At 71.1% G+C, this 2,490-nt stretch carries 1 protein-coding gene; it reads right to left on the bottom strand.

Features of this window, described 5'->3' with window-relative positions:
- The coding region (locus ACZ55U_RS38930) for a condensation domain-containing protein (RefSeq protein ID WP_465534354.1) at positions 1-2,490 on the bottom strand (2,490 nt) is incomplete at both ends.

Below are 2,490 nucleotides of genomic sequence, written 5' to 3'. Positions count from 1 at the left end.
CGCCAGGTTCACCGCACCCGCATGAACCAGACCCACACCCTTCGGCACACCCGTCGAACCCGACGTATAGATCACATACGCCAAACCCTCCGGCTGCACGTGGATTTGAGGTGACGTCGCCGGAGCCATCGCCAGCGCCGTTCGCACCAGCGGCGCGTCCACGGTCACCGTCAGCATCCGCCGAACCGGAAGCTCCTCCAGCACCTCCTCCGAGCCCACCAGCGCAACCGCCCGGCTGTCCGCCAGCATGAACGCGATCCGCTCCGCCGGTGCCTTCGGATCCACCGGCAGATACGCCGCACCCGCCTTCAGCACCGCCAGCAGCGACACCACCAGCTCGACACCGCGCTCCATGCAGACCGCGACCACCGACTCCGCACCCACACCACGATCCACCAGGTAGTGCGCCAACCGGTTCGCCCGCTCATCCAGCTCGCGATACGTCAGCTCCACACCCCCACCCACCACCGCGAGAGCATCCGGCGCCTGCGCCACCCGCTCCGCGAACACCCCCGGAACCGTCAACGCCGGCACCCCGAGCCCGGTGTCGTTCCACTCCACCAGCACCCGACGACGCTCATCCGCACCCAGCACGTCCACCCCGCTCAGGCGGGTCTCCGGGTCGAGCAGCACCGTCTCCAGCACCCGCACCCAGGCCGCGGCGATCCGCTCCACCGACGACTGGTCGAACAGGTCCGCGGCGGCAGTCACCCAACAGCGCAGACCCGCCGGACGGCCCTCGGCATCGAACATCTCGCCGGCCGTCACGTCCAGGTCGACCTTCGCCGTCGCCGAACCCGCCATGCCGGCCGGCGCGGCGCCGGTCCGCACGCCCGGCAGGTCGAGCGCCGCCGCCGCGATGTTCATCACGGTCAGCGTCACCTGGAACAGCGGGTTGCGCGAGCGGGAGCGAGCGGGCGCCAGCTCCTCCACCAGCTTCTCGAACGGCACGTCCTGGTGCTCGAAGGCTGCCAGCCCGTTCTTGCGCACCCGTCCCAGTAGTTGGCGGAACGAGGGGGCGCCGGACAGGTCGGTCCGCATGACGAGAGTGTTGACGAAACACCCGATCAGATCGTCCAGCGCCTCGTCGGTGCGACCGGCCACCGGGGTGCCGAACGGGATGTCGAGGCCCGCGCCCAGCCGGGAGAGCAGCATCGCGGAGACGGACTGCAGCAGCATGAACAGCGTCACGCCCTCGTCCTGCGCCAACTCCACCAGCTTCTGGTGCAGTTCGGCGGGCACGTCGAACCCGGTCACGTTCGCCCGGTTGCTCGCGACCGCGGGGCGCGGCCGGTCGAACGGCAGCTCCAGCTCTTCCGGGACCCCCGCCAGGGCCTGCTTCCAGTAGGCGACCTGGCGGGAGATCACGCTGTCCGGGTCCTCCTCGTCGCCCAGCAGGTCCCGCTGCCACAGCGCGTAGTCCGCGTACTGCACCGGCAGCGGCTCCCACTCGGGCGCCCGGCCCTCCCGGCGCGCCGCATAGGCAGCGGACAGGTCCCGACCCAGCGGAGCCCGCGACCAGCCATCACTCGCGATGTGGTGGATGGCCAGCGTCAGCACATGCTCATCGGGCGCGACCGTGAAGAGCGACGCGCGGATCGGGAGGTCGACCGACAGATCGAACACGCGCTTGACGGAGCCGGCGATCGCGTCCTGCAGCTCGTCCGGCTCGACGACGGCGAGCTCCAGCTTCCAGTCGAGTTCGTCCATCTCCAGGACCCGCTGGTAGGGCTCGTCGTCGGCCACCGCGTACACGGTGCGCAGCACCTCGTGCCGCTCGATGACGTCGAGCAACGCCGCCTCGAGCGCCGCCTTGTCGACGTCGCCGAACAGCCGCCCCACGATGGGGCTGTTGTAGGTGGTGTTCGGGCCTTCGAGCAGGCCGACGAACCAGAGCCGGAGCTGCGCGAACGACAGTGGCAGCCGCTCCGGCTCGGCGGCGACCAGCGCGGCTCGGGCCTGCTCGGCTCCGGACAGCCGGGCCGCGAGCCCGGCCACCGTCGGCGCCTCGAACAGCGTCCGCAGCGGCAGTTCGACGCCCATGGTCGTCCGGATCCGGCTCACCAGCCTGGTGGCCAGCAGCGAGTGCCCGCCGAGTCGGAAGAAGTCGTCGTCGGCGCTCACCTTCTCCAGGCCCAGCACGTGCGCGAACGCCTCGCACAGGGCCTGTTCCTGCGGCGTGGCGGGCGCCCGGCCCGCGCCCGCCGTGTACTCGGGCGCGGGCAGCGCGCGGCGGTCCAGCTTGCCGTTGCCGGTCAGCGGCAGCGCTTCCAGCACCACCACCGCCGACGGCACCATGTAGTCCGGCAACCGCTTCGCAGCGAACTCGCTCACGTCCTGCGGAAGTTCTGCACCATCGCCGCCGGTCGGAACCACGTAGGCGACCAGGCGCACGTCACCGGGGCTGTCCTCACGGGCGACCACCGCAGCCTGCGCGACCCGCGCATGCCCGACGATCACCGCCTGAACCTCACCCGGCTCGATCCGGAA

The organism is Kitasatospora sp. NPDC034533, assembly GCF_055575155.1.
The sequence above is the reverse complement of the archived record's forward strand: the minus strand, read 5'-3'. Positions and strand labels throughout refer to the sequence as shown.